The organism is Thermotalea metallivorans, assembly GCF_001562415.1.
Taxonomy (GTDB): Bacteria; Bacillota; Clostridia; order Peptostreptococcales; family Thermotaleaceae; genus Thermotalea; species Thermotalea metallivorans.
In genome coordinates this window covers 18,422-31,616 of the sequence record NZ_LOEE01000027.1, presented here as the reverse complement: position 1 = coordinate 31,616, position 13,195 = coordinate 18,422, and the positions used below count along the sequence as shown (strand labels likewise).

Genomic DNA, 13,195 nt, shown 5'->3' with positions numbered 1-13,195 from the left:
AAGCCTGACGTTAGCTTTTGTGCAGTTTATCGATGGTAAAAAGCAGGCCGATCATGATCAGGAACAAGATCAAGGAACTCGCCAAAAATCTGGGATGGAGAAGGGCGGAGAAAGTCAAACGGTCGAAATCGCTGCCCACATAACTGAAAATCAGGGTGGGTGGAATGGTTAGGGCAGTAATCAATCCCAGCTTGATGTTAAAGCGGTTTTGACGTTTATTTTCAAGAAAATCATCCAGTTCATCCAAGCCTTGCTTTACCTCACAGTATAGGGCTTCATTTTCAAATAATACCAACCAATGTTTCCAAATGGCCATGCCCAGCTCAGAATTGGTGATTTGTGTAAACCATGCTGTATTGGTAAATTTAAGGATTTCAAATCGGAGATGTTCAATTTTTTGCTTATAATGAATAAGGGATTTGAGCATGCTCAATTTTCTGCAGTAATTAATCAAGGAAATTCGCTGGTATAACCCTAACATCAGAATATCCAAGTAATAGGTGGAAAAATAGTAGGGGATAAAAGATTCGCAGATATTAGGCAGGATGTATTCTCCCGTGGGGTCTTTATCCACTGCCAGCAGCACGCCGCCTTCTTTGCTGAATCCGTAGATGGATGATTTGTATCGGGAAAAATATACCAGATTCCTATCGAATTCATTTAATAGTACGGTATTTTCTTTTAAGGGGTCAAACAGGCTGCAGCTTCTTAAGGCTTCTAACAAGTCTGTTCTTTTGCAAATCCATTGGTTGGTGGACAGGGAATCTTTTTTCACACAGGCATAACTGTAAAATATGAGCCGGTCAATATAGATGTTGTAGATTTTTTCCTTATGGTCGTAGATGCTGATTTCACTAAGCAATGTATCTAATAAATCCTTTAAGGTATACAAGGAAGCAGTTTTTGAAAAACGAAATCTGGGCATGGAGTAATCCTTATACAAGGGACGAATGGGGCGAACCATCTGATTGATACGGATTAAGTCATTGAGGGAAAAGTCCTGTTTTCTACAGGAAATGGAAAAATACAAAAATCCCACGCCACCATGAAATATTTTCAAGTAGATGTTCTCAAAGGACAAATCATAGTGGATGTCATCAGCCAGTATCTGAAAATATTGATAATTTTCTAATATGCCTGGCTTTAAGGTGAAATCCAAGCTGCTCAATTCTTTTAATCGGTGTAGATTGAAATTTTCTATTTCTGCAATTTCCTTTGGCGTTAAATACATGGTAGGATATAAAAACTTGATGATGTGAGGAAGAAAGTATTCGGTACGAATGTGGTCCTCTTCCTTTTGGCTTTTATAAATTTTGAGCTGCCACTGGCTTTCTTCTTGCAACAAACACTTGATAATATTGGCATAATTATTGTCTTCATAGATAAAAGGATGAATAAAGTACATTTTATACTGATGCAAAAGGGGATATTCCACAACAAATCCTCTCCTAAACAGTTTTTCATAAGGTCAATTTATTATAAGTATTGACTAAGGATGCCATGATGATACCCAGAACATGATGGCCGACTGCCATGGTAGAAGTGATTCCCCGTCACCTATGGCTGTTGGTGGCAACGGGCAACGCCACATGCCATCCATGGAGGCAGTAAAGGAGAGGGGATTCTGCCCATTTCATAAAACTGGTTTTGCTCTGACATAAAAAAAAAAGGAATGATTCATGGAAAAATTTTCATGGGAGTTTTGTTTATTTTTTGAAAAATCAGAAGGGATTTTTGGGAAACAGGAGAATAAATATATTATGAAAGAAATTACTCCTTTCTTTCTAGTTCGGAAAATTGCTATGGAAATGGGTTCCTTGAAGGGACCCGATTTTTTTTATGAATTGTTAAGTAAATATTAAAAATATTAATTATTACAATTTAATGAATAAAGCATAAAAAATATTTACAACATTCTAGCAAAAATGTTATGATATATACAAATAAAGCAATTCAAAAAAAATAAAAAAATTGTCAAAAATTCTATGCTGAAATAATAGATCTAAAGGCAGATAAGAAAGAAGAACCATAAAAGGATTAGAAAACAGATGAAGCGATAAAATGCCTGTAATTTATAGAAAAAACATTGAATCCATAGGGGGCAGGTGCAGAAGATGAATATCTTGTTATTGGAGAATGAAGTTTATACCAGAAGATTTGTTAGAAAGATCATCTTGGAAAGTGTATCGGATTCAGAAGTATATGATGTTTCCACCAGCAGAGAAGCCATTGAACGAAGCAGACAAAAATCTTTGGATATTGCTGTGTTGGATATAGAGCTTGGCGAAGAGGATTGTCTCAACGGATTGGAAACTGCAAAAATTATCAACGCAATGCAACCCAAAATAAAATTCATTTTCATTTCAGGTTATTCTGAATATGCCATTGAAGCTTTCAGTGTCCATTCCTATGACTATATTTTAAAACCTATCAACGTCATTCGATTCAAAGAAACGATTTGCAGCCTGGAAAACATGATTCGTGAGGAAAAAAATAAACTTGATCACCTGCAGAAGATTGTAGTAAAGAACAAAAACGAAATATTTTTTATTCCGGTAAGTGATATATTGTTTATGGAGAAACAGGAGAAAACTACCTTAATTCATACGGAAAAAGATGTATTCCATTCTCCCGAGACTTTGACGGAGTTAGAAGTGAAACTGGGAAGAAATTTTATGCGAGTACATAAATCTTTCATTGTGAATAAAGATAAAATCAGCAGAATTAAAGATATTGGAAATAGGTCCTATGAAATTAAATTTTTACAGACCAACAAAGTTGCCTTTATGAGCAGATATAAATTTGAGGAATTGAAAAACTGTCTAATTCCGAGCTTGTAGAAAAATCTTTGAAATTTGGTTTTCTACTCATACTGTTGCTTTTCTGCAGCCTATATTCCTTCCCAATGGGGAAGTTTTTTTGTTTTTTGTTGCTGACAGATTCCTTTTTCGTGTTTTGGATATACAGGGACGAATTTTGGCTATTGGCATCGAAAAATTGGCTAGATAAGAAAATAAACAGGGAAAAAATCGCAAATTGAAGAAAAGAAACTACAAGAAAAAAGTGAAAAGTGTAAATATAAAGAATTTATTGGCGATAGATCGGAGGGGTGCTATGAGAAATATCATGACAGGAAATCAGGCGGCTGCCTTAGGGGCCTTTCAAAGTGGGGTAGCTTTTGTTACGGGGTATCCGGGCACGCCCTGTACGGAAGTGGTAAGTGAATTGGCAAAATTCGAGGGTGTCCATTGGGAGTGGGCCGTCAATGAGAAGGTGGCTTTGGAAGCGGCCATAGGAGCATCTCTAGCAGGTGTAAGAACCCTGGTGGTGATGAAGACTTTGGGGCTCAATGTGGCGGCCGATGCCTTTACACAACTGGCAGGTACACCGATGAACGGAGGACTGGTACTGGTGGTGGCCGATGACGTGGGCAGAATCGTAGGGGATGATTATCAGGATTGCAGGCACTATAGCATCATGTCCCAAGTTCCACTGCTGGAACCATCGGACAGCCAGGAAGCAAAGGAGTTTATGGAAATGGCTTTTTTGATCAGTGAAACCTATGAGGTGCCGGTGATTTTACGGTTAAATTCCATTACCAGCAAATCAAAATCCGTCGTAAAACTGGAACAGGATGTGGGGCAAAGGGCAACGCGAAGACTTGCCCATCAAAAAAGTCTTCAAAAGACGGTGGGAAATGTGGTTCGATTTGGTTTTCCCAATTACGATTCGCCTATGCTCAAAGAATATTGGCATGATTTTAAAAAAAATTGGACGGCATTGCAGGATGCATGCAATGAAATTTCCATCAACCAAGTAGAGATGGGAGACAGGGAAATCGGCATCATTGCCTCCGGTGTTTCCTACCATTATGCCAAAGAAGCCGTACCTCACGCTTCATTCTTAAAACTGGGTTTGGTATTTCCATTGCCTCAAAGATTGATTCGGGATTTTGTTGGCAGTCACAGGACAGTCTATGTGATCGAAGACGGACATCCTATCATAGAAAGGGAAATCAGAGGCATGGGATTGACAGTCCAAGGGGAAAATGTATTTCCTAGATTTCCCCATATGCTATATTTTACCCCAGAAATCATCGAAGAAAAAATTCTGGGAATACAAAGAGAGAAAAAGTCCAGTGAAGTTCCCTTCCGGCTGCCTGTAAATTGTCCGGGATGCCCCCATACCGTTGTGAATCGGATATTAAAGAAAAATAATATCAAAGCCGTTGGGGGAATTGGCTGCGGAGGCTTAGGAGCTTTTCCCCATGTGGGTGCTATGGATGTGGTAAAGTGTATGGGTTCTTCCTTTGGAATTGCCCATGGATACAACAGATTCAGGAAAGACGGCAAAAAGATGGTAGCTGTCATGGGAGACGGTGAATTCTGGCATACGGGCATGAACGGACTCATCAATGCAGTCTATCATAAGGGAGAGGGCGTTTTTATCATTGAAGATAATTTTACGGTAGCCATGACGGGAGGGCAAAGAAATATCTCCAGTCCTTTGAAACAGGATTCAATCCAAAATCGCATTTCCATCGAAGCAATATGCAAAACCATAGGGATTCTGGATGTGTATGTGGTGGATAGTTATGATGAGGATCGACTGGAGGGGATATTGTTAAGGGAGATGGACAAAGAAGGAATTTCTGTGATCATTGCCAGACATCCCTGTCTTATTTTTGCAAGCCCTACCAACACTTAATGGGGCAGTATAGCAAATCATAGGAATCCTAACTGTTACGACGAAGGCAAGGGGGTGAAAATATGCTGCTGAAGGGCGGAAATTTTATCATTTGTGGGATTGGCGGACAGGGCATTGTTTTCACAAGTGACATTGTGTCAAAAGTATTTTTAGCTTCGGAATACGACATCAAAGCTACGGACATTATCGGTTTAGGGCAAAGGGGGGGATCCGTGGTAACCCATATCAGAACGGGAGAAAAAATATATTCTCCTTTGATCAAAAGGGGTGAAGCAGATATTATTCTAGCCTTTGAAAAGTACGAAGGACTTCGATGGCTGCCCTATCTAAAAAAGAAAGGGAAGTTGATTGTCAATGACTGCAAAAATAGGCCCACTTCCGTCATCAACGGATTGCAGGAGGACATTGATATAGATGAACGGATGAGGGGACTGGATTGTTGGAAATTGATGGTGGACGGTGCCAAAATATTGAAGGATCACCATATGGACAGCAAGTTTGTCAATATATTCATGACAGGGGTATTTTCAAAGTATACAGATATAGACGGACAGTATTGGGAGCAAATCATTTGTGATTACGTGCCCCGTCCATATATGGAGGAAAATATAAAGGCGTTTAGGATGGGCAGAGGTCTCATCCAATGAAAAAGGAAAGGGGGATTGGATGCAATGGATTTAAAAGGAAAGGTAGCCCTCATTACGGGAGGCAGCAGGGGTATAGGCAGGGCCATTGCTTTGGAAATGGGAAGAGCCGGAGCAGATGTGGTGATTTGCTTTAAAAACGATGTGGAGGCAGCCATGCACACAGTGGAAGCTGTAAATGCATATGGTGTCCAATGTTTATGCCTGCGGGCGGATGTAAAAGATCACGCATCCCTTGGAAAGACAGTGAACGAAGTTATAAACAGATTTGGCAGAATTGATATCTTGGTCAATAATGCAGGCATCACACGGGATAATCTGTTGGCTAAGATGGATAAAGAACAATGGGATGAAGTGTTAGACAACAATTTAAACAGCGTATTTTACTGCATAAAATCGGTCTTGCCCCATATGAAAAAAAGAAAATATGGGAAAATCATTAATGTGGCATCCTTGGGAGCTTTTGTAGGCAATATGGGGCAAGCCAATTACTGCGCCGCAAAAGCGGCCATTGTGGGATTTACCAAGAGCTTGGCAGCGGAAGTGGGAAGGGATGGGATTTATGTCAATGCCGTGGGGCCAGGATGTATTGAAACAGACATGCTGATGCAGATTCCTGATAAGGTGATTCAAAAAATGAGAGATAAAATTCCCATGAAACGCTTGGGAAGACCGGAGGATGTTGCTTCCGTTGTATTGTTTTTAGCCAGTGACGAATCAAATTATATTGTAGGCCAAACGGTGATTGTAGATGGAGGGTTGCAGTTAGCCGTTATCTAACACAATAGAAAAATAAATGCAAAATGGAGGAGTGTGATGATGATCATGACAGGAAAAAAGGTCATAATCAGCGGCACAGGGTCCTATGTTCCGGATCAGGTTGTGACAAATGACGAACTGGAAAAATGTGCGCCAACCAATAAAGCGTGGATAGAATCTGTGCTGGGCATTAAGGAAAGGAGGAGAATGGCAAGGGGAGAATGTACGTCGGATATGGCGGCAAAGGCGGCGGTAAAAGCCCTGGAGATGGCAGAAATGAAGGCGGAAGACATTGATTTGATCATTGTAGGAACCATAACACCGGACAGAATGGTTCCCTCCTTGGCGACAATTGTTCAAAGAAAGATTGCTGCTCCAAAAGCTGCGGCCTTTGACCTCAATGCAGCCTGTGCAGGCTTTGTGTTTTCCTTGATTTGTGCCCAGCAGTTTTTAAAAAATGATTATTTTCAAAATGCCCTGGTCATCGGAGCCGATGCCATGTCCGTCATGACAGACTATAAGGATAGAACATGCGCCTACTACGGGGATGGGGCAGGGGCCGTGGTGTTGAAAAATGCAAAGAGTCAAAACGGTATTCTCTCTACTTATTTTGCTTCTGACGGGCAAAGCAAGGATATGGTGACTACCTTTGGAGGAAATGCCGAGTATCCCCCAAGCTATGAAGTGCTTGACAGGCGGTGGCATTATCTGCGGATGGCTGGAAAAGAAGTAGGCATAACGGCCAGTGAAGTGATTCCCCATGCTATCCGAAGGGCCATGGAGGAGGCAGCCATAACGGTAGATGATATTGCTTATCTGGTTCCCCATCAGCCCAACTTAAGCCTTTTGAAAAAGTGTGCAAGCGTATTGAATATCCCCGAGGAAAAGGTGGTAATTACCTTAGATCGATATGCCAATGCATCCAGTGCCAACATTCCCTTGGCTTTGGACAAGATCAACAGGGAGGGAAAATTAAAGGAAGGCGATAAAATTGTCATGGCTACCATCGGTGCCGGTTGGACCTGGGGATCGGCAGTGATACAGTGGGGACAATAGGAATAGGAGGAATGGAGTTGCGTAATCTTGTAGCAAAGGTAAAATGCGATACTTACGATTTGGATCAGGTGGAAGCCGGCATCCGAAAGATTTTTGATCAGCTGGGCAACATAGAGACAGTGGTGGCAAAGGGAAAAAAAGTGCTGCTGAAGCCAAACCTGGTTTCCCCCCTGCCTCCTGAAAAGGCGGCGACAACCCATCCAGTTGTTCTTGAGGCCCTAGTCAAAATTCTACAGGATATGGGGATCAAAGAAATATGGATTGGAGATGCCGGTGTACACGGGACACCCAAAATATTTTCCGTATGTGGCATCAATGCAATTGCTGAAAAATACGGGTGTAAGGTATGTGACTTTGATCGCTATGAAATTGATGAGGTTTTTGAGGATACCAACAAGTATATGAAGAAGCTGCCCCTCAGCAAATATGTAACAGAGGCTGATGTGATTATCAATATGCCAAAGGTAAAAATTCATCATGCGGAGATCTATACCGGTGCCATAAAAAATTTATACGGAACCCTGGTAGGAAAAAACAAAATGCAAATTCATGCCAGGACCCAGACAAAGGACAATTTTGAGGAAGTGTTGGTAGATGTCTTAAATGTCGTAAAACCCCAGCTGCATATTATGGACGGGATTATCGGCATGGAAGGAAACGGACCTGCCAATGGCAAGCCTGTTCAAACGGGTATGCTCTTGGGAAGCTACAATGCAGTAGCTTTGGATATTGTAGCCATCAGACAAATAGGCATTGACCTCAAGGAGGTTACCTATGTGGAAAAAGCTATCCGAAGAGGTTTGGGGCCCAAGGCGGAGGAGGTACAGGAAATTGGAGATGATATTCCCGTTGTAGTCTACGAAAGGCCGACTGTAGCATTGAAAATCCTGGGAAGAGTGGCCCAGAGACTGATGCCAGTATTTTATTATTTGTTTAAGCCAGTCCCTGTATTTGATCCATCCAACTGCACCAAGTGCGGCATCTGTAAAGAAATATGTCCGGTGGAGGCCATTACCATAAAAGACCTTCCCGCTGTGGATAAAAAATTATGTATTAGTTGTTTTTGTTGTCAGGAGGCCTGTTTCAGCGATGCCATTGAAAGGAGCGATATCAAAAAAAGCGGGAAAAAATGCGGTAGGGGGGGAGCATAGGGATGATGCTGATGAACAAAGTTGCATTGATTACGGGGGCAAGCAGAGGAATAGGAAAAGAGATTGCATTGAAGTTTGCCCAAAATGGGGCCCATATTATTTTCTTTTATAAAAACAATGCTGCTCTGGCCCATGGGACGGCCAAGGAAATTCAAAAATTAGGAAGAAAAGTGCTGCCCATCCAGGTAGATGTATCGGACTATGCAAGCGTATCAGAGGCCCGGGAAATCATAAGAAGGCATTTTGATGGTATCGACATTCTTGTAAACAATGCGGGTCTTTTTCAGGACAGTCTGTTTGTCAATATGAGCCAGGAACAGTGGAACACCGTGATCCATGTGAATTTAACGGGCACCTTTCATTGTACTAGGATCTTTGTTGATGAACTGTTTCAAAGCCGTGGAGGCGGCTGTGTTATCAACATGGCTTCTATTGCGGGCATATATGGCAACATTGGTCAAACCAATTACAGTGCATCTAAAAGTGGAATTATAGGATTTACAAAGGCATTGGCCAAGGAGGTTGCTTCTAAAAATATACGGGTGAATGCCATAGCCCCCGGATTTATTGAAACAGGAATATGGGATGGTCTGCCAGACCATATTTTGGAGAAAGCATTGAAAAAGATTGCTTTAAAAAGAGTAGGAACAGCTGCGGATGTGGCAAATGTCGCTCTTTTTCTTGCCAGCGACTATGCCGGCTACATAACGGGGCAGGTAATTGATGTGGATGGGGGGATAGGACTGTCTGTTCTTTAAAATCAAAGTAAAACAAGGGAAAGGGGGAAAAAATCCTTGGAAATTGATCACATTGGCATTGCGGCTGAAGATGGAGAAAAGTTGGCACTGCTTTATGAAAAGCATTTTGGGGCACAAAAGAGTAAAAAAACCGAAAATGAAGATCTGGGTTTTACATCGCAATTTATACATTTTGAAAAGGGCAAGATTGAGATATTGCAGCCGATGAGAATGAATAGCATCATCGGAAGATTTTTGGAGAAAAGAGGGGAGGGAATCCATCATATTTCTTTCAGGGTAAACAACTTGGAAAAAATTGTGGAATTCATGGGAAGGGATCAATATGATTTTATAGATACTATCCAAAGCTACGATGGAGATGGAGAAAAGTTGAAATATATTTTTTTGCATCCTAAATGTACCAACGGCATCTTAGTTGAACTTCATGAGGTTATAAAATAGGATGAAAGAAAAGAGGGAGAAACATGAGAAACAGAAGGATTGCTGTTTTAGGAACGGGTCTGATGGGAAAGGGCATTGCCCATACCTTTGCAATAAACGATTTTTATGTGGATTTGTATGGCCATTCGGAAGGATTCCAAGAACAAGTACTGGCTTATTTGCAATATGAGGAAGAAAAAGGAAGATTGACGGAAAACGAAAGACAAAAAATTCTAGGAAATTTAAGATTGTTGAAAATGGGCAGGGATTATGAAGAATTGCGGCATAGCAGTCTGGTCATCGAAGCAGTAAAAGAAGATAAAGAGTTGAAGAAAGAGATTTTCCAAATGATCAATCAATATACTTTTCCCAATACCATGATCGCCAGCAACACTTCCACCTTTTCCATTACAGAATTGGCATCGGCAACCAAGACGCCGGAAAAGGTGGTGGGAATGCACTTTATTTCTCCCGTGCCCAAGATGAAGCTGGTGGAAATTGTCAAGGGCTATCGAACAGGGGAAGAAGTGGTGGAAAAAGCAAAGGCCATTGTAAGACAAATTGGCAAAAATCCCTGTGTTGTCAAAGATAATCCCGGTTTTGTCTTTACCAGATTATTTGTTCAGTTTGTAAATGAAGCAGCCAACGTTCTGGCGGAAGGGATCATTGATTCACCCCAGCAGTTGGACCAGATGATGATGGATGGCATGGGTCTGGCCGTAGGGCCTCTGAAACTCATTGATTTGACGGGTGTAGACATTATTTACAACAGCATGAAGAGTATGTATGATCATCTTCATGATTCGAAATTTAGCCCGAGTTTAGAGTTGAAAAAAATGCTGGATGCTGGTTTTTTGGGAAGGAAAGCCGGGAAAGGGTTTTACCATTATCCAGATGAGGAAACTGACAGAACAAGCAAGAAAAAAAAGGGAGAGATGATTCATGGGGAAATATAAGGTTGCCGTTATCGGAAGCGGTCTGATGGGGACCGGCATTGCCCATACCTTTGCTGTCCGGGATTTTCAAGTGGATCTGTATGGCCATTCCATAAATTTTAGAGATAAAGTTCTACAGTATTTCCATCATGAAGAAAAGCAAAAGAGATTGACAAAAGAGGAAAAACACAGGATATTGAAAAATTTAAAATTCTACTACATGGGACAGGACTATGAACGGTTGCAGGAATGTGACTTGGTCATTGAAACAGTCAAAGAAGACAAGGCATTGAAAAAAGAGGTCTTAAGGGAAATAGGTCCATATATGGATGAACGTACCATCATTGGAAGCAATACGTCAACTTTTTCCATAACGGAATTGGCCTCGGAACTGCAAAGGCCGGAGAATATGCTTGGCATTCACTTTGTATCACCTGTGCCCATGATGGGGATGGTGGAAATTGTAAAGGGCTACAGAACCGACAGGGATGTGGTGGAGCGGGTAAAAGAAATTGTCCTTTCGATCGACAAAAATCCCTATGTTGTGAAGGATAATCCTGGATTTGTATTCAATAGAATGCTGGTGCCCTTTCTGAACGAATCAATTTTACTGTTGGACAGCGGTCTGGTGGAAGGGCCGGAGGAATTGGACAGAATGGTCATGGATGGATTCAACCTAAAGGTGGGTCCATTAAAATTAGCAGATTTGGTAGGTATTGATGTGATCTATCACAGTATGATGAGTTTATATGAAAATTTTCATGATCCCAAATATAGGCCATCACCGGCATTAAAGCGCATGGTGGATGCAGGGTATTTGGGCAGGAAGACAGGCATGGGATTTTATTGCTATAAATAGGAGGGGGAAAATATGGGTTATTCATCCATCGGCATCCAGGGAATCGGATACTGTGTGCCGGAAAAAATTGTAACCAATAAGGACATTGAAGAAATGACGGGATTGGCCGAGGACAAGGTCTTGTTTTATACAGGACTGAAAGAGCGCAGGTGGGCTGCTGATCATGAAGCCTTTTCTGATTTTGCTGTTGCTGCCGCAAAGGAGGCTATGGAAGATGCAGGGGTATCACCCGATGAGATCAAGCTTGTGATTGTGGCTACAGGTTCAGGAGATTTCTTCAGTCCGGCTCCGGGATGTTTGATTCAGCATGAATTGGGATTGAAGGAGGCTTTGGTATTGAATCTGAATCAAGCCTGTGCCGCCCCCAATTATGCCATGGCTACAGCCATCCGCTTTATGATGGATGGCTCCTATAATAAAGCGTTGGTTGTCTGCGGAGATGTAACTACCAGAATGCTGAATCCCAAGGCAAATCTCTTTGTAGGAGCCATTGGGGATGCAGCCAGTGCAGTGGTTCTAGGAAAATTAAAAGACGGCTATCAAGGGTTTTTATCCGAATACTTTGACTCCGATGGACAATATTTTTACGGTTCAGGACTTTTTAACAGGGGATCCAGAGTTCCCAGGGAGTCCTTGGGGGAAGGAAAGGATTATTTTATTACAAGGGACGAGATCGGGGGAATCATTCTTCCCAATGTGATCAAGTGGTTTAAAACTTCATTCTATAAATGCCTTGAAAGGGCCAATCTAAAGCAGGAAGATATCGGATTTATTTCTCCCCACCCTGCAGCCATGTCTCAAATTACGGCACAGCTTCAATCCATAAAGGAAAAAATGGACAAGACCCATATCGTTACGGATGTATATGGCCATAGCGGAGGAGGAACGGCATTTATCGTTCTGAAAGAGGCATTGAAGGCAGGAAAATTAAAACCAGGAGATTATGTATTTAATTTTGGCAACGGTGCAGGATTCCAGTGGGGGGGCATGCTGTTCCGCTGGTGTAAAAAAGAAGAATTTGCAAATTAGGAGGGATTGGGATGAGTGATAGAAAAACATATGCAAGCGGTAAAAAATTTTGGCAGGTGATTACAACCATGGTTGATTTTTTGAATGCAGATCAAGAGGAAAACGGATATATTCCAGAAGATTTGGAATTGAAAGTGGGATATCGGATGGATGATATCGGCTTCCATCATACCATTGTCATTGAAAACGGGTATATGAAGGCGAAGGAAGGGATCTTGGAAGATGCCGATGTGATCGTGAAGATTTCCAGCCAGACATTTCATGATATGAATACAGGGAAATTGAATCCCATGGAAGCCTTGACCGCCTCTTTGTTTGATTTTGAAAAAGGGGATATCGGTCAAATTTTGTTGGCTGGCAATATGCCCACCATGGCGTACTACCGAAGGGCCTGCGAAAAGCATGGCATTCAGTAGCAGATGTTTGGGGGTGAATCTATGGTTGCCATGGAAGGCTTTCCCGGAATTATTGCAGGGGCAGAAAAGACGATACAAAGACGTTTGGAAAAGGTGAATACGGGAGATAAGTTTGATTGCGAAGAATTGGAAAAGGTCATTCCTATATCCACCCTAACCTGTTGTATGGTGGAGGCTGTACTGGAATTGGTGAAAAATCTGCTGCCCGACGGATATATCAGTATAGGAAGCAGTTTTCACAGCCATTATATCCATCCTACCGTGGCAGGGATGGTTGCTACGATTACTGCAAAACTGATCTCCGCCGAAGGAAAAAAATGCATTTTGAAATATCCGTCTATGATGAGATGGGCATGATTTGCAAGGCAAAGCATACGAGATATATTGTTCTTCAACACGGCTTTGAAAAAGAAGTGGCCAAACGAATAGAGCAGTTGGAACGGGTGATATAGGAGGACAAA

14 protein-coding genes are annotated in these 13,195 nt (G+C 41.7%); 13 read left to right on the top strand and 1 reads right to left on the bottom strand.

The window, feature by feature from the left end; all coding sequences use genetic code 11:
* Positions 1–10: 10 nt before the first annotated feature.
* Positions 11–1,435 carry a hypothetical protein gene (locus tag AN619_RS04785; RefSeq protein ID WP_068555344.1) on the bottom strand — a complete coding sequence of 475 codons (1,425 nt, stop codon included), beginning with the start codon at positions 1,433–1,435 and terminating at the stop codon, positions 11–13.
* Positions 1,436–2,114: 679 nt separating this feature from the next.
* On the opposite strand from AN619_RS04785, the gene AN619_RS04775 reads away from it, so the two are divergent.
* The 13 genes from AN619_RS04775 to AN619_RS04715 all read left to right on the top strand — a co-directional run bounded on the left by AN619_RS04775 (position 2,115) and on the right by AN619_RS04715 (position 13,091).
* Positions 2,115–2,840, top strand: coding sequence for a LytR/AlgR family response regulator transcription factor (locus AN619_RS04775; RefSeq protein ID WP_068555342.1), 726 nt, complete (start codon positions 2,115–2,117; stop codon positions 2,838–2,840).
* Between the two features lie 274 nt (positions 2,841–3,114).
* Positions 3,115–4,707 carry a thiamine pyrophosphate-dependent enzyme gene (locus tag AN619_RS04770; protein ID WP_068555341.1) on the top strand — a complete coding sequence of 531 codons (1,593 nt, stop codon included), beginning with the start codon at positions 3,115–3,117 and terminating at the stop codon, positions 4,705–4,707.
* 62 nt (positions 4,708–4,769) lie between these two features.
* On the top strand, positions 4,770–5,354 hold the full coding sequence (locus tag AN619_RS04765; protein WP_068555340.1) for an indolepyruvate oxidoreductase subunit beta: 585 nt from the start codon (positions 4,770–4,772) through the stop codon (positions 5,352–5,354).
* Between the two features lie 24 nt (positions 5,355–5,378).
* Positions 5,379–6,131 (top strand): 3-oxoacyl-[acyl-carrier-protein] reductase, encoded by a 753-nt coding sequence (gene fabG / locus AN619_RS04760; protein ID WP_068555339.1) that lies wholly within the window; start codon positions 5,379–5,381, stop codon positions 6,129–6,131.
* Between the two features lie 36 nt (positions 6,132–6,167).
* A complete protein-coding gene (locus tag AN619_RS04755; protein ID WP_068555338.1) occupies positions 6,168–7,166 on the top strand; it encodes a 3-oxoacyl-ACP synthase III family protein in 999 nt (332 codons plus the stop codon).
* A gap of 17 nt (positions 7,167–7,183) precedes the next feature.
* Complete coding sequence (locus AN619_RS04750) at positions 7,184–8,317, top strand: DUF362 domain-containing protein (protein ID WP_068555337.1); 1,134 nt, start codon at positions 7,184–7,186, stop codon at positions 8,315–8,317.
* Between the two features lie 2 nt (positions 8,318–8,319).
* Positions 8,320–9,075, top strand: a complete 756-nt coding sequence (gene fabG, locus AN619_RS04745; RefSeq protein ID WP_068555336.1) for a 3-oxoacyl-[acyl-carrier-protein] reductase — start codon at positions 8,320–8,322, stop codon at positions 9,073–9,075.
* A gap of 36 nt (positions 9,076–9,111) precedes the next feature.
* The gene (locus tag AN619_RS04740; protein ID WP_068555335.1) at positions 9,112–9,516 is read left to right on the top strand and encodes a VOC family protein; all 405 of its coding nucleotides are present in this window, start codon (positions 9,112–9,114) and stop codon (positions 9,514–9,516) included.
* 23 nt (positions 9,517–9,539) lie between these two features.
* Positions 9,540–10,451 carry a 3-hydroxyacyl-CoA dehydrogenase family protein gene (locus tag AN619_RS04735; RefSeq protein WP_068555334.1) on the top strand — a complete coding sequence of 304 codons (912 nt, stop codon included), beginning with the start codon at positions 9,540–9,542 and terminating at the stop codon, positions 10,449–10,451.
* Positions 10,438–11,289 (top strand): 3-hydroxyacyl-CoA dehydrogenase family protein, encoded by an 852-nt coding sequence (locus AN619_RS04730; protein ID WP_068555333.1) that lies wholly within the window; start codon positions 10,438–10,440, stop codon positions 11,287–11,289. Before AN619_RS04735 ends, AN619_RS04730 begins: the two co-directional genes overlap by 14 nt.
* Before the next feature lie 12 nt (positions 11,290–11,301).
* A complete protein-coding gene (locus AN619_RS04725; RefSeq protein ID WP_068555332.1) occupies positions 11,302–12,318 on the top strand; it encodes a 3-oxoacyl-ACP synthase III family protein in 1,017 nt (338 codons plus the stop codon).
* 11 nt (positions 12,319–12,329) lie between these two features.
* Positions 12,330–12,734: an SCP2 sterol-binding domain-containing protein gene (locus AN619_RS04720; RefSeq protein ID WP_068555331.1), complete on the top strand. Its 405-nt coding sequence runs from the start codon at positions 12,330–12,332 to the stop codon at positions 12,732–12,734.
* Positions 12,735–12,755: 21 nt separating this feature from the next.
* Positions 12,756–13,091, top strand: a complete 336-nt coding sequence (locus tag AN619_RS04715) for a thioesterase, FlK family (RefSeq protein WP_068555330.1) — start codon at positions 12,756–12,758, stop codon at positions 13,089–13,091.
* Positions 13,092–13,195: the final 104 nt, after the last annotated feature.